Source organism: Ectothiorhodospira mobilis (assembly GCF_900114895.1).
Taxonomy (GTDB): domain Bacteria; phylum Pseudomonadota; class Gammaproteobacteria; order Ectothiorhodospirales; family Ectothiorhodospiraceae; genus Ectothiorhodospira; species Ectothiorhodospira mobilis_A.
In genome coordinates, this window is record NZ_FOUO01000004.1 from 1 (window position 1) to 22,385 (window position 22,385).

25 protein-coding genes are annotated in these 22,385 nt (G+C 68.7%); 21 read left to right on the forward strand and 4 right to left on the reverse strand.

From position 1 onward, the window contains the following. Positions 1-212: 212 nt before the first annotated feature. From yajC to secF, 3 genes are read left to right on the forward strand one after another with little or no spacing between them, the layout of a single operon-like run. Entirely contained in the window at positions 213-545 is a 333-nt protein-coding gene (yajC, locus tag BM214_RS03965) for a preprotein translocase subunit YajC (RefSeq protein WP_090483919.1), read from the forward strand. A gap of 37 nt (positions 546-582) precedes the next feature. Continuing rightward, positions 583-2,445, forward strand: a complete 1,863-nt coding sequence (gene secD / locus BM214_RS03970; RefSeq protein ID WP_090483920.1) for a protein translocase subunit SecD — start codon at positions 583-585, stop codon at positions 2,443-2,445. A gap of 13 nt (positions 2,446-2,458) precedes the next feature. Then, on the forward strand, positions 2,459-3,394 hold the full coding sequence (gene secF, locus BM214_RS03975) for a protein translocase subunit SecF (protein WP_090483921.1): 936 nt from the start codon (positions 2,459-2,461) through the stop codon (positions 3,392-3,394). Positions 3,395-3,437: 43 nt separating this feature from the next. Here the strand turns inward: secF and BM214_RS03980 are convergent, their stop codons facing one another. Next, positions 3,438-4,235 carry an inositol monophosphatase family protein gene (locus BM214_RS03980; protein ID WP_090483922.1) on the reverse strand — a complete coding sequence of 266 codons (798 nt, stop codon included), beginning with the start codon at positions 4,233-4,235 and terminating at the stop codon, positions 3,438-3,440. A gap of 80 nt (positions 4,236-4,315) precedes the next feature. On the opposite strand from BM214_RS03980, the gene BM214_RS03985 reads away from it, so the two are divergent. The 18 genes from BM214_RS03985 (at position 4,316) to der (ending at position 19,773) form a co-directional block, all read left to right on the forward strand. Then, positions 4,316-5,095 carry an RNA methyltransferase gene (locus BM214_RS03985; RefSeq protein ID WP_090483923.1) on the forward strand — a complete coding sequence of 260 codons (780 nt, stop codon included), beginning with the start codon at positions 4,316-4,318 and terminating at the stop codon, positions 5,093-5,095. A gap of 41 nt (positions 5,096-5,136) precedes the next feature. After that, positions 5,137-5,952: a serine O-acetyltransferase gene (gene cysE / locus BM214_RS03990; protein WP_090483924.1), complete on the forward strand. Its 816-nt coding sequence runs from the start codon at positions 5,137-5,139 to the stop codon at positions 5,950-5,952. Between the two features lie 57 nt (positions 5,953-6,009). Further along, positions 6,010-6,519, forward strand: a complete 510-nt coding sequence (gene iscR / locus BM214_RS03995) for a Fe-S cluster assembly transcriptional regulator IscR (RefSeq protein WP_090483925.1) — start codon at positions 6,010-6,012, stop codon at positions 6,517-6,519. A gap of 64 nt (positions 6,520-6,583) precedes the next feature. Beyond that, a complete protein-coding gene (locus BM214_RS04000) occupies positions 6,584-7,807 on the forward strand; it encodes an IscS subfamily cysteine desulfurase (RefSeq protein ID WP_090483926.1) in 1,224 nt (407 codons plus the stop codon). Between the two features lie 37 nt (positions 7,808-7,844). Next, a complete protein-coding gene (iscU, locus tag BM214_RS04005; RefSeq protein ID WP_090483927.1) occupies positions 7,845-8,273 on the forward strand; it encodes a Fe-S cluster assembly scaffold IscU in 429 nt (142 codons plus the stop codon). A 30-nt stretch (positions 8,274-8,303) separates the two neighbouring features. Further along, positions 8,304-8,627 (forward strand): iron-sulfur cluster assembly protein IscA, encoded by a 324-nt coding sequence (gene iscA, locus BM214_RS04010; protein ID WP_090483928.1) that lies wholly within the window; start codon positions 8,304-8,306, stop codon positions 8,625-8,627. A gap of 25 nt (positions 8,628-8,652) precedes the next feature. Further along, entirely contained in the window at positions 8,653-9,222 is a 570-nt protein-coding gene (hscB, locus tag BM214_RS04015; RefSeq protein WP_090483929.1) for a Fe-S protein assembly co-chaperone HscB, read from the forward strand. Positions 9,223-9,261: 39 nt separating this feature from the next. Then, the gene (hscA, locus tag BM214_RS04020; RefSeq protein ID WP_090483930.1) at positions 9,262-11,133 is read left to right on the forward strand and encodes a Fe-S protein assembly chaperone HscA; all 1,872 of its coding nucleotides are present in this window, start codon (positions 9,262-9,264) and stop codon (positions 11,131-11,133) included. Between the two features lie 19 nt (positions 11,134-11,152). After that, entirely contained in the window at positions 11,153-11,491 is a 339-nt protein-coding gene (gene fdx / locus BM214_RS04025; RefSeq protein ID WP_090483931.1) for an ISC system 2Fe-2S type ferredoxin, read from the forward strand. A 12-nt stretch (positions 11,492-11,503) separates the two neighbouring features. Further along, positions 11,504-11,704 (forward strand): Fe-S cluster assembly protein IscX, encoded by a 201-nt coding sequence (iscX, locus tag BM214_RS04030; protein WP_090483932.1) that lies wholly within the window; start codon positions 11,504-11,506, stop codon positions 11,702-11,704. 110 nt (positions 11,705-11,814) lie between these two features. Continuing rightward, on the forward strand, positions 11,815-12,246 hold the full coding sequence (gene ndk / locus BM214_RS04035) for a nucleoside-diphosphate kinase (RefSeq protein WP_090483933.1): 432 nt from the start codon (positions 11,815-11,817) through the stop codon (positions 12,244-12,246). A 72-nt stretch (positions 12,247-12,318) separates the two neighbouring features. Further along, positions 12,319-13,434 carry a dual-specificity RNA methyltransferase RlmN gene (gene rlmN, locus BM214_RS04040; protein WP_090483934.1) on the forward strand — a complete coding sequence of 372 codons (1,116 nt, stop codon included), beginning with the start codon at positions 12,319-12,321 and terminating at the stop codon, positions 13,432-13,434. Next, complete coding sequence (gene pilW / locus BM214_RS04045) at positions 13,434-14,210, forward strand: type IV pilus biogenesis/stability protein PilW (protein ID WP_090483935.1); 777 nt, start codon at positions 13,434-13,436, stop codon at positions 14,208-14,210. Before rlmN ends, pilW begins: the two co-directional genes overlap by 1 nt. Continuing rightward, positions 14,197-15,207 carry a RodZ domain-containing protein gene (locus BM214_RS04050; protein ID WP_090483936.1) on the forward strand — a complete coding sequence of 337 codons (1,011 nt, stop codon included), beginning with the start codon at positions 14,197-14,199 and terminating at the stop codon, positions 15,205-15,207. Before pilW ends, BM214_RS04050 begins: the two co-directional genes overlap by 14 nt. Positions 15,208-15,241: 34 nt before the next feature. Next, positions 15,242-16,558 carry a histidine--tRNA ligase gene (gene hisS, locus BM214_RS04055; RefSeq protein WP_090483937.1) on the forward strand — a complete coding sequence of 439 codons (1,317 nt, stop codon included), beginning with the start codon at positions 15,242-15,244 and terminating at the stop codon, positions 16,556-16,558. Then, a complete protein-coding gene (locus BM214_RS04060; protein ID WP_090483938.1) occupies positions 16,549-17,190 on the forward strand; it encodes a YfgM family protein in 642 nt (213 codons plus the stop codon). Before hisS ends, BM214_RS04060 begins: the two co-directional genes overlap by 10 nt. Then, positions 17,190-18,365: an outer membrane protein assembly factor BamB gene (gene bamB, locus BM214_RS04065; protein ID WP_090483939.1), complete on the forward strand. Its 1,176-nt coding sequence runs from the start codon at positions 17,190-17,192 to the stop codon at positions 18,363-18,365. Before BM214_RS04060 ends, bamB begins: the two co-directional genes overlap by 1 nt. Before the next feature lie 4 nt (positions 18,366-18,369). Beyond that, positions 18,370-19,773: a ribosome biogenesis GTPase Der gene (gene der / locus BM214_RS04070; protein ID WP_090483940.1), complete on the forward strand. Its 1,404-nt coding sequence runs from the start codon at positions 18,370-18,372 to the stop codon at positions 19,771-19,773. A gap of 9 nt (positions 19,774-19,782) precedes the next feature. Here der and BM214_RS12490 read toward each other — a convergent pair whose 3' ends face one another. The 3 genes from BM214_RS12490 to BM214_RS04080 form a co-directional block, all read right to left on the reverse strand. Then, positions 19,783-19,938, reverse strand: coding sequence for a hypothetical protein (locus BM214_RS12490; RefSeq protein WP_177217572.1), 156 nt, complete (start codon positions 19,936-19,938; stop codon positions 19,783-19,785). Between the two features lie 82 nt (positions 19,939-20,020). After that, on the reverse strand, positions 20,021-21,082 hold the full coding sequence (ygfZ, locus tag BM214_RS04075; RefSeq protein ID WP_090483941.1) for a CAF17-like 4Fe-4S cluster assembly/insertion protein YgfZ: 1,062 nt from the start codon (positions 21,080-21,082) through the stop codon (positions 20,021-20,023). A gap of 182 nt (positions 21,083-21,264) precedes the next feature. Beyond that, complete coding sequence (locus BM214_RS04080; protein WP_177217573.1) at positions 21,265-22,203, reverse strand: Z-ring associated ZapG family protein; 939 nt, start codon at positions 22,201-22,203, stop codon at positions 21,265-21,267. Between the last annotated feature and the right edge of the window lie 182 nt (positions 22,204-22,385).

The following is a 22,385-nucleotide window of genomic DNA, read 5'->3' on the forward strand; positions in this document are numbered from 1 at the left end:
AAGACCAAACGGATCATCGCGGCAACATCTGACGAGTACCGTGCTCACTTACTCGGACTCAAATAAGAATCAATCTCTATGTGCGATTGCCCTGGACTTCCACCGCCGCCGCGCGAAAACCCCGTAGTCTGTGCCATAATGCGTGGCTTTCGTGTCCGCCTCCCGCAGCGGGCCCCGCGCCGAATCCCAGTGACGTCTCAAGGAGACCTGCCATGAACTTCCTCATCTCCGACGCCTACGCCCAGCAGGGTCAGCCGCCGGCCGGCGGTGGCATGATCGAATTCCTCATCATGATCGGCGTCTTCTTCGCCATCATGTACTTCCTCATCATCCGACCCCAGAGCAAGCGCGCCAAGGAACACAAGAACATGGTGGACAATCTCTCCAAGGGGGATGAGATCGTCACCAACGGCGGCCTGGTGGGCAGGATCACCCAGGTGCACGAGAACTTCCTCAAGGTCGAGGCCTCCAACGGGGTGGAGTTGGTGGTCCAGCGCCAGTCCGTGGCCGCCGTGCTGCCCAAGGGCACCCTCAAGGACCTGTGATCCGCCCCGCCGATCTCACGATCAACCCGGTTGTGTCATGAACCAGTACCCCGCCTGGAAATACCTGCTCATCGTGGTCGCCCTTGTGGTGGGCCTCGTCTACGCCCTGCCCAATCTCTTCCCGGAGGATCCGGTGGTGCAGGTGGCCCATGACACTGCCGGCGAGGTGGGGCCCGAAGTGGAACGGCAGGTGCGGGCCGTGCTGGAGGGGCGGGGCATCCCCGTCAAGGCCATGGAACGGGGCGAGACCGGGCTGATGGTGCGCTTCTCGTCCCCGGATGCCCAGTTGCGGGCCGCGGATGTACTGCGCACCGCCCTGGGGGATGAATACTCCGTGGCCCTGAACCTGGCCCCGGCCACGCCGGGCTGGCTGCAGGCCCTCAATGCCCGTCCCATGAACCTGGGGCTGGACCTGCGCGGCGGTATCCACTTCCTCATGGAGGTGGATATGGACGCCGTGGTGGACAACGTCCATGAACGCTACGCCAGCGAATTCCGCACCCGCCTGCGGGAGGCGGACATCCGTTACCTCAGCGTGGAGCGGGATGGGGAAGGGATCCACCTGCGCTTCGATGATGCCGAGGTCCGGGACCGGGCCCTGGAGCGGCTGCGGGATGACTATCGCGGCGATCTGGAATTCGAGGCCGTGGGCGGCAGCGGCAGCCCGCGCATCCGCGCCCGGGTGACCGAGGAGCAGTTGCAGACCCAGCGCCGCCTGGCCCTGCAACAGAACATCACCACGCTGCGCAACCGGGTGAATGAGCTGGGGGTGGCCGAGCCGGTGATCCAGCAGCAGGGGGAGCGGCGCATCGTGGTGCAGCTCCCCGGGGTACAGGATACCGCCCGGGCCAAGGAGATCCTGGGGGCCACGGCCACCCTGGAGTTCCGTCTGGTGGACGAGGAGCACGATCCCTTTGCCGCCGCCGAGCGGGGTCGTGCCCCGGCCGGATCCCGGCTGTACCGGGAGCGCAACGGTAATCCCGTCCTGCTGGAGCGCCGTGTGATGCTCACCGGGGACTACATCCAGGACGCCACCTCCGGCATTGCCCAGGACACCGGGGGTCCGGCGGTATTCATCAACCTGGATGGTCAGGGGGCGCGGCTCTTCAGTCAGGCCACGGGGGACAACGTGGGCCGGCTCATGGGCGTGGTCTTCATCGAGACCGCCACCGAGACCGTGCGTGAGGACGGTGAGCTGGTGCGCCGCACGACCCGCAGCGAGGAGGTGATTAGTATCGCCCGCATTCAGGAGCAGCTGGGGCGCCGTTTCCAGATCACCGGCCTGGATAGCTCCCGCGAGGCCCACAACCTGGCCCTGCTGCTGCGGGCCGGGGCCCTGGCGGCGCCCATGAGCATCGTCGAGGAACGCACCGTGGGCCCGAGCCTGGGCCGGGACAACATCGAGGCCGGATTCAAGTCCGTGGTGCTGGGTTTTGTCCTGGTGCTGGTGTTCATGGCCCTCTATTACCGGGTCTTCGGCCTGGTAGCCGACCTGGCCCTGGCCCTCAATCTGGTGCTGCTGGTGGCCCTGCTGTCCATGCTCCAGGCCACCCTGACCCTGCCGGGGATCGCCGGGATCGTACTCACCGTGGGCATGGCGGTGGACGCTAATGTGCTCATCTTCGAGCGCATCCGCGAGGAATTGCGCAACGGCAACTCCCCCCAGGCGTCCATCCAGGCCGGCTATGCCCGTGCCCTGTCCACCATCGCCGATGCCAATATCACCACCCTCATCGCCGCGGTGGTGCTGTTCATGTTCGGCACCGGACCCATCAAGGGCTTTGCCGTGACCCTCTCCCTGGGCATCCTGGTGTCCCTGTTCACGGCCCTGATGGTCACGCGTGCGCTGATCAACCTCATCTACGGACGCCGGCGTCGCCTCAAGACGCTGGCCATCTGAAGGCGTTCCCGCCATGCAGCTGAACTTCGCCAACGCCAACATCGATTTTCTGGGTCAGCGGCGCATCGCCCTGTCCATCTCCACCGTCCTGGTCGTGCTCTCCATCCTGCTGCTGGTTTTCCGCGGCCTGAACCTGGGGATCGACTTCACCGGCGGCACCCTCATCGAGGTGGGCTATCCCGAGGCGGTGGAACTGAATGCGGTACGGGAGACCCTGCAGGAAGGGGGGTTTGAACGGGCCAGCGTGCAGTATTTCGGCACCTCCAGCGATGTGCTCATCCGCCTGGCCCCGCGGGAGGGGGAGGACAGCGCGCAGCTCTCCGAGCAGGTGCTCACCCAGTTGCGTACCGCCGCTTCGGACGTAGAGATGCGCCGGGTGGAGTTCGTGGGCCCCCAGGTGGGGGATGAGCTTCGGGAGCAGGGCGGTCTGGCCATGCTCTACGCCCTGCTGGGGATCCTCATCTACGTGGCCCTGCGCTTTGAATGGCGCTTCTCCCTGGGGGCGGTGGCCGCCCTGGTGCACGATGTTACCCTCACCCTGGGAATCTTCTCCCTGCTGTGGCTGGAATTCGACCTGTCGGTGCTGGCGGCCGTGCTCGCCGTGATCGGCTACTCCCTCAACGACACCATCGTGGTCTACGACCGCATCCGTGAGAACTTCCGCCGCCTGCGCAAGGAGGCCACGGCGCGGGTGATGAATATCTCGGTGAATCAGAGCCTGGCGCGTACCCTCATGACCAGCCTCACCACGCTGCTGGTGCTGGTGTGTCTGTATGTCTTTGGCGGCGCGGTGATCCAGAACTTCGCCCTGGCCCTGATCATCGGCGTACTGGTGGGCACCTACTCCTCCATCTACGTGGCCTCCGCCCTGGCCCTGGTGATGGGCGTGGACCGGGGCGTGATGCTGCCGGTGAAGAAGGAAGGGGAGGGGCTGGACGACCGGCCCTGAGTCCGGGGCCGGCCGGACCGGCGCCAGGGGCGCCGGCGGGGGGTCATTCGGCGCTGCGGTTCACCACCGGGTGCAATCGCTGCAGCATGGCCTTGAACACCTTGGGTCCGGCCGCCACCACGTTGCCGTGCTCCAGGTAATCGTTACCGCCGCGCAGGTCGCTCACCAGCCCCCCGGCCTCCTGCACCAGCAGCACCCCGGCGGCCATGTCCCACTCGTTCAGGCCCATCTCCCAAAACCCATCCAGGCGGCCGCAGGCCACATAGGCCAGGTCCAGGGAGGCGGCGCCGGGGCGGCGCACCCCCGCCGTGCCCGGCAGCAGCACGCGCAGGGTGCGCAGGTAGTGATCCAGATCCTGCTCCTCCCGGAAGGGGATGCCGGTGCCCAGCAGGGCCCCGGAGAGATCCTTGAGGCCGGTGACGCGGATGCGGCGGCTGTTGAGGAAGGCCCCGCCGCCGCGGCTGGCGGTGAACAGTTCCTCCTTGATGGGGTCATAGACCACCGCCTGTTCCAGTCGCCCGCGGTGCCGGACGGCGATGGATACGGCAAACTGGGGGATGCCGTGGATGAAGTTGGTGGTGCCGTCCAGGGGGTCGATGACCCAGACGAAGTCATGGTCCGTGTCCCGGGCCCCGCTCTCCTCGGCGAGGATGCCATGGTCCGGATAGGCCCGCCGGATGACGCGGATGATCTCCCGCTCCGCGGCCTGGTCCACCTCCGTGACGAAGTCGTTGGGCTGCTTGTCCTGGATGGTGAGGGTGTCCAGCCGGTGGGCGTTGCGGGCGATGACCTGACCCGCGGCCCGGGCGGCCTTGACGGCGATGTTCAACAAGGGATTCATGAGCAGGTGTCCGGATCCGGTAAAGAACGACGGCCGTGCCCCTGGGGCACGGGAAGATGGCGAAAGATACACAACCCAAGATGACAAATGAACCCACCGGGGCCCTCGGGGCCGTGCGCATCGTCCTGGTGAACACCACCCATCCCGGCAATATCGGCGGGGTGGCCCGGGCCATGAAGAATATGGGGCTCTCGGATCTGCGCCTGGTCAACCCCCAGGGCTATCCCAGCGCCGAGGCCACCGCCCGGGCCTCCGGGGCCCACGATCTACTGGCCCGGGCCCGGGTCCACGACGATCTGGATACGGCCCTGGCGGGCTGTTGCCGGGTGCTGGGCACCAGTGCCCGCCAGCGTACCCTGCGCTGGCCGGAACTCACCCCACGGGCCGCCGCCGCGGATCTCCTGCAGGCGGCCTCCTCGGGGCCCGTGGCCCTGCTCTTCGGGCGCGAGCGCACGGGCCTGACCAATGAAGAACTGGATCGCTGCCAGGCCCTGGTGACGATCCCCACCCATCCGGATTACAGCTCCCTCAATCTGGCGGCGGCGGTGCAGGTGCTCACCTACGAGTTGCGCCTGGCGGCCCTGGAGGCCGGGCAGGGTGACGCCGCGCCGGTGGAGTCCCCGGGAGGCGGCGAGGTGGGGGCGCCCCACGAGGAGCTGGAGCGGTTCTACGCCCACCTGGAGGAGACCCTGCAGGTGCTGGACTTTCTGGATCCGGACAACCCCCGTCACCTCATGCGCCGCCTGCGCCGGCTCTTCGCCCGGGCCCACCCCAGCGTCAACGAGGTGAACATCCTGCGGGGGATCCTCACCCATGCCGCCCGGGGTCCCGTTGGACGCGGGAACCCGGAAAGGGATTAGAATGGTAAGACATAGCGAACCGGTCGGGTAAGAGGCCCCCTATGTTGCAACGTCTGCGCGAGGATGTGCGTTGTGTCTTCGAGCGGGATCCGGCAGCCCGCAACACCTTCGAGGTGCTCACCACCTATCCCGGGGTGCATGCCCTGCTGATCCATCGCATCAGCCATTGCCTATGGCACCATGGCCTGCGCTGGCCGGCCCGGTTTCTGGCCTATTTCGGCCGCTGGCTCACCGGCATCGAGATCCATCCGGGGGCCTGCATCGGCCGCCGCTTCTTCATCGACCACGGCATGGGGGTGGTCATCGGCGAGACGGCGCGTATCGGCGACGATTGCACCCTGTATCACGGTGTCACCCTGGGGGGCACCACCTGGGGCCGGGGGCAGCGCCATCCACAATTGGAGAACAACGTGGTGGTGGGGGCCGGGGCCAAGATCCTGGGCCCCATCTGCGTGGGCGAGGGGGCCCGCATCGGCTCCAATGCCGTGGTCCTCAAGGAGGTCCCCGCCGGGGCCACGGTGGTGGGCATCCCCGGGCGGGTCGTCACCCAGCGCGGCGAGGACGAGGCCCGGCGCGAGCGCATGGCCCGGCGCATGGGCTTCGATGCCTACGGTACCACCCGCGACATGCCCGACCCGGTGGCCGTGGCCATCCACCGCATCCTGGACCACCTGCACACCGTAGACCAGCGCCTGGATGAGAACAGCCATGCCCTGCGCACCCTGGGGGCGGCGGTGGACGATTCCCGTATCCGGGAGGTCGAGGCCGGGGACCTGCGGGATCTGGGGCTGAGGGCGGAGGAACCCGCAGCGGAGACGGCAGGGACGGATTCCGGGACCGGCACCGACAATACTTGACCGTTTTTATCGGGTATAGGTACTATATCCCGGCGGCTGATTCGGGAGAGAGGGCAGATGAGACTGACAACGAAGGGGCGTTACGCGGTGACGGCCATGCTGGACCTGGCCCTGCATAACGATCAGGGCCCGATATCCCTTGCGGATATCTCCAACCGGCAAGGTATCTCATTATCCTACCTGGAACAACTCTTTGCGCGCCTGCGCAAGCGGGGGTTGGTGCTCAGCACCCGCGGTCCGGGGGGGGGCTATACCCTGAGCCGCCCGCCGGGGGATGTGGCCATTGCCGACGTCATCTCCGCCGTGGACGAGAAGGTGGACACCACCCGCTGCGGCGGCACGGTGGATTGCCAGAACAGTCAGCGCTGCCTCACCCACGACCTGTGGTCGGATCTGAGCCGGCAGATCTATGATTTCCTGGCCAACATCACCTTGGCGGACGTGATGCAGCGCAAGGGGGTGCGCGAGGTGGCGGCGCGTCAGGACCGGGAGGTGGCCCGGTCCAGCGCCCCCAGCCGCAGTAGCGCGGGGACTGTCCTGAGCGCGGCACAGGAATCGGTGGAGTAGGGTGAAATAGCCCCCGGGCTTGCAACGCCGGGACCAGGTGGGCCGTGGGCCCGAGGAGGACACAATGAGCGAGATCCAATTACCCATCTACCTGGACTATGCGGCGACGACGCCGGTGGACGATCGGGTGGCGGAAGAGATGTGCCGTTATCTCACCCGCGGGGGCTGCTATGGCAACGCGGCCTCACGCTCCCACGCCCTGGGTTGGGAGGCGGAACGGGCGGTGGAGCGTGCCCGGGAGCAGGTGGCCTCGCTGGTGGGCGCGGACCCGCGGGAGATCATCTGGACCAGCGGCGCGACGGAATCCGACAACCTGGCGCTCAAGGGTGCGGCGCACTTCTACCAGAAGAAGGGGCGTCACATCGTCACCATGAAGACCGAGCACAAGGCGGTGCTGGACAGCTGCCGTCAGCTGGAGCGGGAAGGCTTTGAGGTCACCTACCTGGAACCGGAGCCGGATGGCCTGCTGGACCTGGAACGCCTGGCCTCGGCCCTGCGGGATGACACCATCCTGGTCTCGATCATGCATGTCAATAACGAGATCGGCGTGATCCAGGACCTGGAAGCCATCGGGCGGCTGACGCGGGAGCGGGGCATCGTGTTTCACGTGGACGCGGCGCAATCGGCGGGCAAGCTGCCCATCGACCTGGGCGCGCTGCCGGTGGATCTGATGAGCTTTTCCGGACACAAGATCTACGGTCCCAAGGGCATCGGCGCCCTGTATGTGCGGCGCAAGCCCCGGGTGCGCCTGGAGGCGCAGATGCATGGGGGCGGGCACGAACGGGGCCTGCGCTCCGGGACCCTGCCGACGCACCAGATCGTGGGCATGGGCGAGGCCTTTCGCATCGCCGGCGAGGAGATGGAGGCCGAGACCGCCCGCCTGCAGGCCCTGCGGCAGCGGCTGTGGTCCGGGCTTGCGCAGATGGAGGAGGTCTACTTGAATGGTCATCCCGATCGGCGTGTGGCGGGGATCCTCAACTGCTCCTTCAATTTCGTGGAGGGGGAGAGCCTGATCATGGCCCTGCGGGACATCGCCGTGTCCTCGGGATCGGCCTGCACCAGCGCCAGTCTGGAGCCGTCCTATGTCCTGCGCGCCCTGGGGCGGGACGACGAGCTGGCGCACAGCTCCATCCGCTTCTCCCTGGGGCGCTATACCACCGAGGCGGAGATCGACCATACGGTGGAGCTGGTGCGCGCGGCGGTGGGGCGGCTGCGGGAGCTGTCGCCGCTTTGGGAGATGCACCAGGAGGGTGTGGATCTCAAGAGCGTGGAATGGGCGGCGCACTGAGCGCGGTCCAATAGAGAGCGAACCGGAGGGTAGAGACATGGCCTACAGTGACAAGGTGATTGACCATTACGAGAACCCGCGCAATGTGGGGTCCATGGACAAGGGCGACCGTAGCGTGGGCACGGGCATGGTGGGTGCGCCCGCCTGCGGAGACGTGATGAAGCTGCAGATCCGGGTGAACGATGCCGGCGTGATCGAGGATGCCAAGTTCAAGACCTACGGCTGCGGCTCGGCGATCGCCAGTTCCAGCCTGCTGACGGAATGGGTGAAGGGCAAGACCCTGGAGGAGGCGGGTTCCATCAAGAACACGGAGATCGCCGAGGAACTGGCGCTGCCGCCGGTGAAGATCCACTGTTCGGTGCTGGCGGAGGACGCCATCAAGGCGGCCATCGACGACTACCGCAAGAAGGGCGGCGGGGCCGCCGAGACCATTGCCCCGGTGGACGGGGAGACCGGGGCGGCCTGAGCCGCCCCCCATCCTGACAGGAGGAACGACATGGGGATCACATTGACCGACACGGCGGCGCAGCGTGCCCGAAGCGCCCTGGAGGCCCGGGGCAAGGGCATCGGCCTGCGCCTGGGGGTGAAGACCACCGGTTGTTCGGGCATGGCCTATGTCATGGAGTTCGCCGACGAACTGGAGGAAGGGGACACCGTGTTCGAGGACAAGGGCGTGCAGCTGGTGGTCAGTCCCCGCAGCCTGGTGTACCTGGATGGCACGGAACTGGACTACACCCGTGAGGGCCTCAACGAGGGCTTCCGCTTCAACAACCCCAACGAAGCCTCCCGCTGCGGTTGCGGCGAGAGCTTCGCGGTCTGAGGGATCCGTCCCCCGGAGGCATCCCATGACCGAAGGAGACCGCGCGACGCTGGAACTGGATCTGAAGCAGAACCATTTCGAGCTGCTGGGTCTGCCGCAGCGCTTTCGCATCGACCCCGGGGCGTTGTCCCAGGCCTATCGGCACATGCAGTCCGCCCTGCATCCCGACCGGTTCGCCCGGGCGGGGGACCAGGCCCGGCGCCTGGCGGTGCAGGGTGCGGCCCAGGTGAACGAGGCCTATGCCGTGCTCCGGGATGACGGACGCCGCGCCCGCTACCTGCTGGAGTTGCACGGGGTGGCCGTGGACGAGGAACGGGATACGGCCCAGGATCCGGAATTCCTCATGGAGCAGATGGAACTGCGCGAGGCCCTGGAGGCGGCGGAGCAGGACCCCAGGCCCCTGGAGGCGGTGGAGCGGGTGAGGGCCGACATCGGCGCCCGCCACAAGGCCCTGCTGCAGGCCTTCGAGCAGGCCTTCGAGGCCGGGGACCTGGCGGCGGCCAAGGCCGAGGTGCTGAAGATCCGCTTCTTCGAACGCCTGCGGCAGGAGGCGACGGCCCTGGCCGAGCGCCTGGAGGACCGGGATCTGCCCTGATCCCGCGTACACGCACCCATCGACGGATACCACGACGCCATGGCGCTATTGCAGATCTGTGAACCGGGCATGTCCCCCGATCCCCACCAGCACCGGCTGGCGGTGGGCATCGATCTGGGCACCACCAACTCCCTGGTGGCCACGGTGCGCGACGGTGAGCCCCAGGTCCTCAGGGACGCCGAGGGGCGCATGCTGCTGCCCTCGGTGGTGCATTACGGCGAGGACGGGGCGCCCCTGGTGGGCCACGAGGCGCGCCGGCGCGCGGCCCTGGACCCGCTCAACACCCTCTCCTCCATCAAACGCCTCATGGGCCGGGGCGTGGCCGACCTCAAGACCGTGGCCGGGCATATACCCTACGACTTCGTTGCTGGCGAAGGGGGGGTGCCCCGCATCCGTACCCGGGGTGGCGAGGTGACGCCGGTGGAGGTCTCCGCCGAGATCCTCCGGGTGCTCAGGGAGCGGGCCGAGGCCCGTCTGGGTGGGGATCTGAACGGGGCGGTGATCACCGTGCCCGCCTACTTCGACGACGCCCAGCGCCAGGCCACCAAGGACGCCGCCCGTCTGGCCGGGCTGAACGTCTACCGCCTGCTCAACGAACCCACGGCCGCCGCCGTCGCCTACGGCCTGGATCGGGGCCAGGAGGGGGTGATCGCCGTCTACGACCTGGGGGGCGGCACCTTCGATATCTCCATCCTGCGGCTGAACCAGGGGGTGTTCGAGGTGCTGGCCACCGGCGGGGACAGCGCCCTGGGGGGGGATGACTTCGACCGCGCCATCGCCGCCTGGATGATGCAGGAGGCGGGCATCGAGGGGGATACCGGGCATCACCGCATGCGCCAGCTGATGATGGATGCCTGTAAGGTGAAGGAGGCCCTGACGGAGCAGGACGAGACCGAACTGAAGGTGGCCGTGTCCGACTCCGGATACTGGTCCGGCTGCATGACCTGCCGGCAGATGAATGAACTCATCGACCCCCTCATCGACAAGACCCTCACCGCCTGCCGCCGGGCCCTGCGGGATGCCGGGGTCCAGGCCGACGAGATCCTGGACGTGGTCATGGTGGGCGGTTCCACCCGCGTGCCCCGGGTGCGCCAGCGGGTGGGCGAGTTCTTCGGCCGGGATCCCCGGGTGGATATCGACCCGGATCAGGTGGTGGCCGTGGGGGCGGCCCTGCAGGCGGACGTGCTGGCGGGCAACCAGCCCGGGGACGACATGCTGCTGCTGGACGTGATCCCCCTGTCGTTGGGCATCGAGACCATGGGCGGCCTGGTGGAGCACATCATCCCCCGCAACACCACCATCCCCGTGAGCCGCGCCCAGGAATTCACCACCTTCAAGGACGGACAGGGCGCCATGTCCCTGCATGTGGTGCAGGGGGAGCGGGACCTGGTGGATCACAACCGCTCCCTGGCCCGCTTCACCCTTTCCGGCATCCCCCCCATGGTGGCCGGGGCGGCCCGGGTGCGGGTCACCTACCAGGTGGACGCCGATGGCCTGTTGAGTGTCACCGCCCGGGAGATGGTCAGCGGGGTCCAGGCCGGCATCGAGGTCAAGCCCTCCTACGGCCTCACCGACGGCGAGATCGAACACATGCTCACCGATTCCCGCAGCCACGCCCAGGAAGACATGGAGGCCCGCCGCCTGCGGGAGCAGCAGGTGGAGGCCAACCGCGTCCTGGAGGCCCTGGACGCCGCCCTGGAGGCGGATGCCCATCTGCTCACCCCCGAGGAACGCGCCACCATCGACGCGGCCCGCAGCCGGCTGGAGGCGGTGCGCGGCGAAGGCGACCCCCAGGCCATCGCCGACGCCATCCGCCACCTGGAGAAGGCCAGTGAGTCCTTCGTGGCCCGGCGTATGAACGAGAGCGTGCGCCAGGCCATGTCGGGCCACCGCGTTGAAGAGTTCGACTGATCCTTTCAGGAGCCCCGCCATGCCACGCATCGTCTTTCTTCCCCACGAGGAACTCTGCCCGGAGGGGGCCGCCATCCAGGTGGAACCGGGCATCAGCATCTGCGATGCCGCCCTGGAGCACGGTATCGAGATCGAGCATGCCTGCGAGAAGTCCTGCGCCTGCACCACCTGCCATGTCTACGTGCGCGAGGGCCTGGATTCCCTGAACGAGCCCTCCGAGGCGGAGGAAGACCTGCTGGACAAGGCCTGGGGCCTGGAGCCCGACTCCCGCCTGTCCTGCCAGGCACGGGTGGGGGAGGAGGACCTGGTGGTGGAGATCCCCCGCTACACCATCAACCAGGTTTCCGAACAGCACTAAAAGGAGATGCCCATGGGCCTCAAGTGGACCGACACCCAGGAGATCGCCATGGCCCTGGAGGATGCCCACCCGGACGTGGACCCGCGGCGGGTGAACTTCGTCGACCTGCGCAACTGGATCCTGGCGCTGCCGGACTTCGACGATGACCCCGCCCACAGCGGCGAGCGCATCCTGGAAGCGGTGCAGCTGGCCTGGATGGAAGAGCACGACTGATTGTTTCTCCCCCCCACCACGGGGTAAGATTGCCTCCTTCTTCCGATACGGGGCGCGTTCCCAGCGCGCCCCGCACCACTTTGCAACCCCCGATCTTCTGGAGACGCCGGATGGCCGTTGAACAGACCCTTTCCATCATCAAGCCCGACGCCGTGGCCAAGAACGCCATCGGTGAGATCTACAGCCGCTTCGAGAAGGCCGGCCTGCGCATCGTCGCCGCGCGCATGATGCAGCTCAGCCGCGAGCAGGCCGAAGGCTTCTATGCCGTGCACAAGGAACGCCCCTTCTTCAATGATCTGGTGTCCTTCATGATCAGCGGTCCGGTGATGGTGCAGGTGCTGGAGGGCGAGGACGCCATCGCCAAAAACCGGGGACTCATGGGCGCCACCAACCCCAAGGAGGCCGCCCCGGGGACCATCCGCGCCGATTTCGCCGAGAGCATCGATGCCAACGCCGTGCACGGCTCCGATGGCGCCGACACCGCCCGCGAGGAGATCGCCTTCTTCTTCCGGCCCGAAGAGATCTGCAAACGCACCCTTTGATGCCCGCGGGTCCGTGGGTGCCCCGGGCCCGGGGACGGTCGCCATCTCCTCCCCGGGCCGCTGGACCGAATCATGACTGACCAGGCTAGGCTCAACCTGTTGGGGATGACCCGACCGCAACTGGCGGACTTCTTCGCGCAGCGCGGGGAGAAGCCCTTCCGCGCCGTGCAGGTGCTCAAGTGGATGCACCAGCGGGGCTGCGGCGACTTCGAACAGATGACCGATCTGGCCAAGAGCGCCCGGGCCTGGCTCGCCGAGGCGGCGGAGATCCGCGCCCCCGAGGTGGTGCTGGAGCAGTCGGCGGCGGATGGCACCCGCAAGTGGTTGCTGCGCCTGGACGACGGCAATTGCATCGAGACGGTGTTCATCCCCGAGGAGGGCAGGGGGACCCTGTGCGTCTCCTCCCAGGTGGGTTGTGCCCTGGGCTGCAGCTTCTGTTCCACCGCCCGGCAGGGATTCAACCGCAACCTCACCGCGGCGGAGATCATCGGCCAGCTGCAGGTGGCCCGCCAGCGCCTCCAGCCCAGTGAGGGGCAGAGCCGGGTGGTGACCAACGTGGTGCTCATGGGCATGGGCGAGCCGCTGCTGAACTTCGATGCCGTGGCCGCGGCGGTGTCCCTGATGCTGGAGGACCATGCCTATGGCCTCAGCCGTCGCCGGGTCACCGTCAGCACCGTGGGCGTGGTGCCCGGGATCGACCGCCTGCGGGAGACCGAGCCGGTGGCCCTGGCCCTGAGCCTGCACGCCGTGGACGACGCCCTGCGAAACCAGTTGGTGCCCCTGAACCGCAAGTACCCCCTGGACCAGGTCCTGGCCGCCTGCCGGCGCTATGTGGGACGGGGCGGACACCATGACCGCATCACCATGGAATATGTACTCCTGGAGGGGGTCAACGACAGCCCGGATCAGGCCCGTGCCCTGGCCCGGCGCCTGCGGGATGTGCCCTGCAAGATCAACCTGATCCCCTTCAATCCCTATCCGGGCAGCCCCTACCGTCGCCCTGGGGAGGCCGCCATCGCCCGTTTCCGGGATATCCTGGTGCAGGCGGGCTACACCACCATCACGCGCCGCCCGCGGGGGGACGACATCGATGCCGCCTGTGGCCAGCTGGTGGGCCGGGTGGCGGAGCGGGCCCGGCGGGGCCCGTCTGCGGGAGGGGAGAGGGTGCCCTCCGGGACGGCGGCCTGATGCTGTGCAAGCGCACCCTGATCCCACTGGTGGTGGCGGGAGCAGTGCTCCTGCTGACGGGGTGTGCGAGCACGACGGAACTGCAGGACCGGCGCGGTCAGGCGGCGCGGGTGTACGTGGAGCTGGGGCAGCATTACCTGAGAAGGGGAGAGTTGCGCCACGCCAAGGAGAACCTGGACCGGGCCCTGGAACAGGATCCGGATTCCCCCCAGGTCCAGGCGGCCCAGGCCATGCTCCAGGAACGCCTGGGGCGTATCGACCGGGCGGACGGGCACTATCGGCGTGCCCTGTCCCTGGCCTCCTCCGAGGATGCCGGCATGCTCTGGAACAACTACGGCACCTTCCTCTGCCGCCAGGGGCGGCTCGAGGAGGCCGAGGAGGCCTTCGCCCGGGCCGCCCGGGATCCCCTCTACCCGACACCGGAGATGGCCTGGACCAACGCCGGCATCTGTGCCCTCAAGGTTCCGGACAAGGAGAAGGCCGAGCGCCTGTTCCGCCGCGCCTTGAAGGAGGACCCGCAGCATGTGCCGGCGCTCCTGGAGATGCTGCGCCTGAGCGCCGAAGCCGGGCATCATCTGCAGGTGCGGGCCTATTTCCAGCGTCTGCGGGAACAGACGCGCCCCACGGCGGAGATGCTCTGGCTGTGCCATCAGGCCGAACTGGCCCTGGGTAACCGGGACGAGGCGGGGCGCTGTGCCCTGGGCCTGAAGAACGATTTCCCTGACAGCGAAGAGACCGCGCGATTGAGGAAGCTGGAGAACCGTGGCAACCGATGACCGCCAGGACAATCCGGACACCGAACTCCCGGAAGGTGTGAATTCCTCCCCGGGCCGCCTCCTGCGAGAGGCCCGCGAGGCCGCGGGCATGAGCCTGGAGGCCCTGGCCGACCGTCTGCACCTGCATAAGGCCACCCTGCAGGCCCTGGAAGAGGACCGGTTCGGGGATCTTCCCGAGCCGCCCTACGTGCGCGGCTACCTGCGGGGTTGTGCCAAGGCCCTGGAGATGGAGCCCGAACCCCTGCTGCAGGCCTTCCGGGCCAGCGGCCAGCCCGCCGGGCCCGAGGAGGAACAGCCGCCGGGCCCGGTGCGCGGGCGCATCGAGTCCCCGGCGGGCCTGCGCAGGTTCTCTCCGGGACTCCTGCGGATCGCCATCTTCGGGGCGATCCTGGCCCTGGTGATCGCCGGTACCTGGTCCCTGGTCACCGGGGGCGGTACGGATGAGGATGCCCCGGCATCCACAGGCACGACCGGGGTTCAAGACCGGGAGGAGGCCCCTGCGGTCACCCAGGAGGTTCCGGGATCCGTTGCCCCCACCGACGCCCTGCCGGGACCGATCCCCCTGCAGGCCTCCGGGGCCGGGGACGATGGCCCCCTGGCCCCGGAGGGCAGCGGCACGGGAGCCGCTCAAGCCCCCGGCAGCGAACCACACGAGTCTGGCACCGATGCCCGGGGCGATGACGCCTCGGGGGATGGCGTCCCTGCAACCACCTCAGGGCGCGAGGAACGGGAGGGGGAGGCCTCCCCGGGGCCGGTACGTATGCGTATGGTCTTTCGTGAGGACTGTTGGGTACAGATCACGGACGCGGACGGGGAGGATCTGCTCTCCGGTCTGATCCGTGCCGGCAGGGAGCACCGCCTGGAGGGTAAGGCACCCATCCGCGTCTTTCTGGGCAATGCCCCGGGGGTGGAACTCACCTTCAACGGCCGCCGCGTGGATACCGCCAGTCGTGCCCGGGACGACCGCACCGCCCGTTTCACCCTGGGTTCCCCCTGAATCCCCCGCCCGACCCGTCAAAACTGGATAACGCATGAGCAGGCAAATCCGATCCATCCGCGGGATGCATGACATCCTGCCGGAGCAATCCGGCGCATGGCAGTGGCTGGAGGCCCGGGTACGGGACACCCTGGCGGCCTATGGCTATCAGGAGATCCGGTTGCCCATCCTGGAGCAGACGGAGCTCTTTGCCCGTTCCATCGGCGAGGTCACCGACATCGTCGAAAAGGAGATGTACACCTTCGAGGACCGCAACGGCGACAGCCTCACCCTGCGCCCGGAGGGCACCGCCGGCTGTGTGCGCGCCGGGGTGGAACACGGCCTACTGCACAATCAGCAGCAGCGTCTGTGGTATGCCGGGCCCATGTTTCGCCACGAGCGCCCGCAGAAGGGCCGCTACCGCCAGTTCCACCAGGTGGGGGTGGAGGCCTTCGGCCTGGAGGGTCCGGATATCGACGCGGAGCTGATCCTGGTCACCGCCCGCCTGTGGCGCCGCCTGGGCCTGGACAACCTGCGCCTGGAGATCAACAGCCTGGGCTCCCCCGAGGCCCGGGCCTCTTACCGGCAATTGCTGGTGGACTATCTGAGCGGCCACGCCGAGGCCCTGGACGAGGAGGCCCGGCAGCGTCTGCACACCAATCCCCTGCGCATCCTGGACAGCAAGAATCCGGCCCTGAGGGAGATCATCGCCGGGGCCCCGAGCCTGCTGGATCACCTGGACCAGGCCTCCCGCGAGCACTTCCAGCAGCTCCAGGCCCTGCTGCGGGCCGCCGGGGTGGAGTTCACCGTCAACCCGCGGCTGGTGCGCGGGCTGGATTACTACTGCCGCACCGTATTCGAGTGGATCACCGAGGACCTGGGGGCCCAGGGCACCGTCTGCGCCGGCGGCCGCTATGATGGTCTGGTGGCACAGCTGGGGGGGCGTCCCACCCCGGCGGCCGGCTTTGCCATGGGGGTGGAGCGTCTGCTGAGCCTGCTGGAGACCCGGGGCGGATTGCCCGGACTCCACCCCCCCCATGTCTATCTGGTGATGGCCGCCGAGGGCGCCCTCGAGACCGGGGTGCAACTGGCGGAGGCGCTGCGGGATGCGCTCCCCGGGCTGCGCCTGCAGATGCACTGCGGGGGCGGCGGCTTCAAGGCCCAGTTGCGCCGCGCCGACCGCAGCGGCGCCGACTGGGCCCTGATCCTGGGGGAGTCCGAACTGGCTGCGGGCGGCGTCGGTCTCAAACCCCTGCGCCAGGCCGGCGAGCAGGAAACCCTGCAACGGGACGCGCTGGTGGCGCGTCTCGCCCGCTGCCTCGAGATTTCCCCATCCCCGCATGACGCAAAGGAGTCCCCTGTATGTCCGTGACCACCGATGAGGAACGCATCGAGTCCATCCAGCGCTGGTGGCAGGAGAATGGGGTCGCAGTGATCATCGGCCTGCTCCTGGGGATCGCCCTGCTGGTGGGCTGGCGCCTGTGGAGCGGCTATACGGAGAACCGTGTGTTGCAGGCCTCGGACCGCTACGAGGCCCTGCGGGATACGGCGCAAAGCGATCCCGAGGCCGCCCTGGAGCAGGCGCGGTCCCTGTCCGAGGACGCCTCGGGGACCCCTTATGCCACGCTGGCCGCCCTGGAATGGGCCCGTCTGGCAGCGGACCAGGGGGATCTGGAGACGGCCGAGGCGCAGCTACGCCGGGTGATGGAGTCGGCGCACCACGAGGATCAGGCCCAGCTGGCGCGCCTGCGCCTGGCCCGGGTCCTGCTGGCGGATGACCGCCCCGAGGAGGCGCTGACCCTGCTGGAGGCGGAGACCCCCGACGCCTTCCTCGCCCTGGCTCGGGAGCTGCGCGGGGATGCCCTGCTCGCCCTGGGGCGGGAGGCCGAGGCCCGCACGGCCTACGATGAGGCCATGATGGTGGCGGTGCGGCCCTCCGACTACCTGATGATGAAACGGGATGCCCTGGGTGAACCCGACCCGGCAGGGAGGGAGGCGCCGTGATGGCTGCATCGCTTCACCTCCGGGCCCTGCCAAGGCTACTGGCCCTGTTGGCCTTGGCCGCCCTGGTCTCGGGCTGCGGTTTGTGGACCCGGGATACGACCCCGCCCCCGTCGCCGCTGCCGGAACTGGAGGCCATGGTGCACCCGCAGGCGGTGTGGAGCCGGGATACGGGGAGCGGCTCCGGGGGGCACTATCTGCAGCTTTCGCCCCATCTGGCGGAGGACCGGGTCGTTGCCGCCGGTGCCGACGGACGCGTCAGTGCCTGGACCCTGGAGGCGGGTGAACGCCTCTGGGAGACCCGCCTCGAGGGTGAAATCACCGCCGGCGTGGGCGGCGGCGAGGGGGTTGTGGTCGTCGGTACCGGCGAGGGCCGGGCCGTTGCCCTGGACCTGGAGGACGGCCAGATCCTGTGGCGTCAGCGCCTTTCCAGTGAGGTGATGGCGGTCTCCGGCGTGGATCAGGGGGTGGTGGTGGTGCGCACCAACGACGGGCACCTGTACGCCCTGGATGCCGAAACCGGCGAGACCGGCTGGATGGCCGGACGCACCACCCCGGCCCTGAGCCTGCGGGGCGCCGCCGTGCCCCTGCTGCTCCCGGGGCGTGTCGCCGCCGGTTTCGATGACGGGCGTGTCACCCTGTTGGGCCTGGCCCGGGGGAATGTCCTCTGGGAGACCCGGGCCGCCGTGCCCAGCGGCCGTACGGAACTGGATCGCATGGCGGATGTGGATGGTCGGATGGCCTATGCCGATGGGGTGCTGTACGTGGCCGGTTACCAGGGGCGGGTGATGGCCCTGTCCATCTCCGATGGCCGCACCCTCTGGCAGCGGGACCTCTCCTCCCATCGGGGGCTCACCCTGTCCGGGGACCGGGTGCTGGTGACCGATGCCCAGGGGCGGGTCTGGGCCCTGGACCGGAACACCGGGGGGTCCCTGTGGCAGCAGGACCGCCTGCAGCGGCGCGGCGTGACCGTGCCCGCGGTGGTGGCCAGCCACGCCGTGGTGGGGGATGCCGAGGGCTATCTGCACTGGCTCTCCCTGGAGGATGGCCGCTTGCTGGGACGTGTGCGCGGGGATTCTGCGGGGATCATGGGCACCCTCCGGGTCCGGGACGGGACCCTCTATGCACTGGGGCGCGGCGGTGAGCTGACGGCCGTGCGCCTGCCCGCGGAGAAATGATTCGATGAAGCCGGTGATCGCCCTGGTGGGGCGGCCCAACGTGGGCAAATCCACCCTGTTCAACCAGCTCACCCGTTCCCGGGACGCCCTGGTGGCGGACCTGCCGGGCCTGACCCGGGACCGCCAGTACGGCACTGGCCGGGTGGGGGGCTTTGGCTACATGCTGGTGGACACCGGCGGCCTCAGTGGCGAGGCGGAGACCCTGGACACCCTCATGGCCCGCCAGACCCGCCAGGCCATCCAGGAGGCGGATCTGGTGCTGTTCCTGGTGGATGGGCGGGACGGCCTCACCGCCGCTGACGAGGCCATCGCTACGGAGTTGCGGGGCTTTGGCAAGCCCGTGCTCCTGGTGCTCAACAAGACCGACGGTGTGGATCCGGACGCAGCGGCCGCGGAGTTCCATGCCCTGGGCCTGGGGAATCCCCTGCCCATCGCCGCCGCCCATGGGCGCGGCATCGCCGGTCTGATGCAGACGGTGAAAGGGCACCTGCCCCATCTGGAGGATCCGGAGGATGAGGAGAAGGAGCGCTGGCCGGGGATCCGCATCGCCTTCGTGGGGCGGCCCAACGCCGGCAAGTCCACCCTGGTGAACCGCATCCTGGGGGAGGAGCGGCTGCTGGCCAGCGACATCCCCGGCACCACCCGGGACAGCGTCTACGTGCCCTTCGAGCGGGACGGACAGGTGTACACCCTCATCGACACCGCCGGCGTGCGCCGCCGGGCGCGGGTGAAGGAGACCGTGGAGAAGTTCTCCGTGGTCAAGACCCTGCAGGCGGTGGAGGCGGCCCATGTGGTGATCTTCCTGCTGGACGCCAGGCAGGGGGTGGCCGAGCAGGATGCCCACCTGCTGGGCATGGTGCTGGAGGCGGGACGTGCCCTGGTGGTGGCAGTGAACAAGTGGGATGGCCTGACGCCGGAGGCCCGGGACCGGGTGCGGGCGGACGTGGCCCTGAAGCTGCCCTTTCTGGACTTCGCCGAGTACCGCTTCATCTCTGCCCTGCACGGCACCGGCGTGGGGGATCTGTTCGGCGCCGTGCAGCGCGCCCATGAGGCCGCCGCGGTTAAGGTGTCCACCGGGGAACTCACCCGCCTGCTGGAGCGGGCGGTGTCGGAGCATCAGCCCCCCTTGGTGCGGGGTCGGCGCATCAAGCTGCGCTATGCCCACCAGGGGGGCCGCAATCCCCCGGTCTTCGTCATCCACGGTAACCAGACCGAACGGCTCCCGGGGAGCTACAAGCGCTATCTGAGCAACTTCTTCCGGCAGCAGTTGCAGCTGGTGGGGACCCCCATCCGCATGGAGTTTCGTACCGGCGAGAACCCCTATGCCGACCGGCGCAACACCCTCACCCCGCGGCAGCAGCACAAACGCAAGCGCTTGATGCGTCACATCAAGAAGAAGGGGCGCTGAGCCAGCCCTCTACACCAGGCGCAGGTAGCCCGCCAGCAGCAGCGCCCCCAGCACCGCCGCCGCGATGTAGAGTGCGTTGGAGAGGGCGCGCCGGTTGGGGCGGCTGAAGAAGGCCCCCCAGAGCAGCAGCAGTTCAAGGACGAAGAGGAAGAACAGGTATCTCATAGGGGCATCCCCAAGCCTATGGACCGTAGACGCCGTTGGCCGCAGAGGGATGCCCCGGACGTCGGCACTGCCCCCCGGGGAATCATCCCTCCCCCGCGCCGGCCTCGAAGGCGTAGGGCAGGGGCCGGATCTCCGCCGCGGGCCCTTGGGCCGCCCCCAGGCGGGGATGTCCCCCCTCGGCGCTGGCGATCTGCAGCACCGCCAGGGCCTCCACCCCGCCATCGGGATGGGGCTGGGCCTGTACGATGCGGCCCACCGGCTGCTCCGCCTCCACCTGGGGATCAAAAAGGGCCGTGCCCGGGGGCGGGGGCGCCTCCAGGGGCAGGTGCAGCCGGTACATGCGCCGCTTGAGGCGGCCCAGGTAGTGCATGCGGGCCACCACCTCCTGCCCCTGGTAGCACCCCTTGTTGAAACTCACGCCCCCCAGGAGCTGCAGGTTGGTCATCTGCGGCACGAAGGCTTCGGCGTTCTCCGCATGGATCTGGGGCACGCCAGCGAGGATGTCCAGCAGGGCCCACTGGGCCGCACCCACCGGGGCCGCGCGCACGTTGAGGGCCTCCCATAGGTGGGTGAGGGCCTCCAGCTCGCCGTAGATCTCGAAGCGGGGATGGACGCCCGGCACGCGGATCAGGGTCGCCCCCTGATGGTGCACCACGTCGTCCACCGCCCCCGGCACCGGCCCCCCCAGGGCTGCGCCCAGGTGTTCGGCGGCATGGGGGCCGGACAGGCCGAAGCGCACCAGGGCGTCGTCGGCATCCTCCAGGGTCACCTTCGCCCGCAATACAAACAGGGACAGACGCTTGAGGGTGGGCTGCACCTGCTCCCGGGGCAGGCGCAGGAACCAGGTCTCACCGCGGCGGAAGATGCGAAAGTCCGCCAGCATGCGGCCCTTGGCGTTGCAGAAGGCCCCCAGGTGGCTGTGGGCGGGATCCAGTGCGGGCACGTCGACGGTGAGCTGTCCCTGGAGGAACTCCGCGGTCTCGGGGCCGTAGGCACCGATGAGGCCCTGATGGGACAGGTCGCAGAGGACGTCCCCGGTCAGGGCCACGCTCCGTTCCAGCTCCGGGTTGCCGTAGTCCAGGACGCGCTCCCCCTCCAGTTCCGCGCCCGCCTCCAGAAGGATCTTGCTCCACTCGGGTTTCATGGCAATCAGCGCCTCCGTATCGGCGTGGTTGGAGGCATCTTACAAGAGGTGGGCGCCCGGGGCCATCGGGGGCCGGTTGGGCCGCACGGCAGGGTGCAAGGCCCGCAGATACGAAAAGGCCCCGCTTTGGCGGGGCCTTTGGGTGGCGGACCCATGGTCCGCAGCGATCCGCAGGGGTGGTATCAGCGCTTCTGCGCCGCCCGGCTCCCCTTGCCCCCCTTGGGGGTCACACGGATGCGGTCCGGCTGCCCGGGCTGCTTCACCACGGTGTTGGCACCGGGGATGGTGCGCCCGCCGTTGGCCTTGGCGGGCCGCAGGGGGGTGGTGGGACGCGGGGCCGCCACGGCGGGCCGCTGCGCGGCAGGCTTCTGCACCGGCTTCTGCGCCGGGGTGGCGCTGCGGGCCTGGGTGGTCAGCTTCTGGGCCTGGGTGGACGGCTTGAAGGCGGTGGCGCCGCGGGGATCCGGTTTCTGTGCCGGGGTGGCGGCCTTGGCGGAGGTGGCCGCCTGGGGCCGGCCGGCAGCGGGCTTGGCGGCGGCGGTCTGCTGGGGCTTGGCCTCGGGCTTGAACGCCGTGGGACCCCGCGGGTCGGTGGCCTTGGCGGCGGGGGCCGGCTTCTGTTGCGCGGCGGGCTTGGCGGTGGCGGCCTGCTGGGGCTTGGCCTCCGGCTTGAATGCAGTGGCGCCCCGCGGGTCGGGGGCCTTGGCCGGTTCCGCCTCGGACGGCCGGGCCCTGCCCGGGATGGCGCGGCGCTGCTCCTCGCGGGAGAGCTCCAGCAGGGCGGAGGCGCGGCGCGGCAGGAAGCGGCTGGAGGGACCGTTGCCCAGCCGGTCATAGCTGTCCACCAGATGCTCATAGAGTTCGCGGTAGGAATGGGCCATGCCGGTGAACAGGGTGGCGGTCTTCTCGAAGTGGCGGTTCACCTGGGAGCGGTAGCTCTCCAGCTTGCGCCGCTGGTTCTCCACCTCCGATTCCAGCTCCAGGACGCGGCCGGCGTCCCCCTGCTGGCGGCCGAACCAGAACCCCAGAAGGCCCGCGCCGATGAATCCTGCGATGGTGAGGATATTCCCTCCCACCATGACCAGATCCCGCATGTTTGCGGCTAATTCTGTTGATGACATAGGGTGATCTCCTGCTGCATGTTGGCCGCCGCCGGTCCCGGCGAACGCGGACATGGCGTTACGTGCCCCGCGGCGCCGGGTGACGGCCGCACCTTGTTGGTTGCTCCACTGCGTCGAGATGGATGCCTTGATGCTATCCCGCATGCGTATTATGCACAATAACGTCCCTGCATGCTGTATGG

Bases quoted from the DNA above. Each gene is read 5' to 3' on its own strand.
- yajC (WP_090483919.1), top strand. From the start codon at position 213: ATGAACTTCCTCATCTCCGACGCCTACGCCCAGCAGGGTCAGCCGCCG.
- secD (WP_090483920.1), top strand. From the start codon at position 583: ATGAACCAGTACCCCGCCTGGAAATACCTGCTCATCGTGGTCGCCCTT.
- secF (WP_090483921.1), top strand. From the start codon at position 2,459: ATGCAGCTGAACTTCGCCAACGCCAACATCGATTTTCTGGGTCAGCGG.
- BM214_RS03980 (WP_090483922.1), bottom strand. From the start codon at position 4,235: ATGAATCCCTTGTTGAACATCGCCGTCAAGGCCGCCCGGGCCGCGGGT.
- BM214_RS03985 (WP_090483923.1), top strand. From the start codon at position 4,316: ATGACAAATGAACCCACCGGGGCCCTCGGGGCCGTGCGCATCGTCCTG.
- cysE (WP_090483924.1), top strand. From the start codon at position 5,137: ATGTTGCAACGTCTGCGCGAGGATGTGCGTTGTGTCTTCGAGCGGGAT.
- iscR (WP_090483925.1), top strand. From the start codon at position 6,010: ATGAGACTGACAACGAAGGGGCGTTACGCGGTGACGGCCATGCTGGAC.
- BM214_RS04000 (WP_090483926.1), top strand. From the start codon at position 6,584: ATGAGCGAGATCCAATTACCCATCTACCTGGACTATGCGGCGACGACG.
- iscU (WP_090483927.1), top strand. From the start codon at position 7,845: ATGGCCTACAGTGACAAGGTGATTGACCATTACGAGAACCCGCGCAAT.
- iscA (WP_090483928.1), top strand. From the start codon at position 8,304: ATGGGGATCACATTGACCGACACGGCGGCGCAGCGTGCCCGAAGCGCC.
- hscB (WP_090483929.1), top strand. From the start codon at position 8,653: ATGACCGAAGGAGACCGCGCGACGCTGGAACTGGATCTGAAGCAGAAC.
- hscA (WP_090483930.1), top strand. From the start codon at position 9,262: ATGGCGCTATTGCAGATCTGTGAACCGGGCATGTCCCCCGATCCCCAC.
- fdx (WP_090483931.1), top strand. From the start codon at position 11,153: ATGCCACGCATCGTCTTTCTTCCCCACGAGGAACTCTGCCCGGAGGGG.
- iscX (WP_090483932.1), top strand. From the start codon at position 11,504: ATGGGCCTCAAGTGGACCGACACCCAGGAGATCGCCATGGCCCTGGAG.
- ndk (WP_090483933.1), top strand. From the start codon at position 11,815: ATGGCCGTTGAACAGACCCTTTCCATCATCAAGCCCGACGCCGTGGCC.
- rlmN (WP_090483934.1), top strand. From the start codon at position 12,319: ATGACTGACCAGGCTAGGCTCAACCTGTTGGGGATGACCCGACCGCAA.
- pilW (WP_090483935.1), top strand. From the start codon at position 13,434: ATGCTGTGCAAGCGCACCCTGATCCCACTGGTGGTGGCGGGAGCAGTG.
- hisS (WP_090483937.1), top strand. From the start codon at position 15,242: ATGAGCAGGCAAATCCGATCCATCCGCGGGATGCATGACATCCTGCCG.
- BM214_RS04060 (WP_090483938.1), top strand. From the start codon at position 16,549: ATGTCCGTGACCACCGATGAGGAACGCATCGAGTCCATCCAGCGCTGG.
- bamB (WP_090483939.1), top strand. From the start codon at position 17,190: ATGGCTGCATCGCTTCACCTCCGGGCCCTGCCAAGGCTACTGGCCCTG.
- der (WP_090483940.1), top strand. From the start codon at position 18,370: ATGAAGCCGGTGATCGCCCTGGTGGGGCGGCCCAACGTGGGCAAATCC.
- BM214_RS12490 (WP_177217572.1), bottom strand. From the start codon at position 19,938: ATGAGATACCTGTTCTTCCTCTTCGTCCTTGAACTGCTGCTGCTCTGG.
- ygfZ (WP_090483941.1), bottom strand. From the start codon at position 21,082: ATGAAACCCGAGTGGAGCAAGATCCTTCTGGAGGCGGGCGCGGAACTG.
- BM214_RS04080 (WP_177217573.1), bottom strand. From the start codon at position 22,203: ATGTCATCAACAGAATTAGCCGCAAACATGCGGGATCTGGTCATGGTG.